At 48.4% G+C, this 258-nt stretch carries 1 protein-coding gene; it reads right to left on the minus strand.

Features of this window, described 5'->3' with window-relative positions; genetic code table 11:
- Nucleotides 1-258: molybdopterin-dependent oxidoreductase (locus tag MTCD1_RS19595; protein WP_159459933.1), on the minus strand; the 258-nt coding region annotated here is incomplete at both ends.

Genomic DNA, 258 nt, shown 5'->3' on the forward strand with positions numbered 1-258 from the left:
GCCGAGAGTGGATGAAATTGCAGGAAGTATGCCACCGTTACGAGTCGGGTTGCCACCATTAGAATAATGGTAAGATAAACCAAAACCACCCCCTTCTAGACCTATTTGACCAAGCATAGCGGCGAGTGTTGCCATCATCCAGTGCTTTTGCTCACCATACTGCTGGCGCTGCATACCCCAGCCGCCCATCAGCATAGTACGGTTTTGACTGAATATATTTGCTAATGCTTCGAGTTGTTTAACGGATACGCCGCAGAT

Source organism: Colwellia marinimaniae, from assembly GCF_002207865.1.
Lineage (GTDB): Bacteria > Pseudomonadota > Gammaproteobacteria > Enterobacterales > Alteromonadaceae > Colwellia > Colwellia marinimaniae.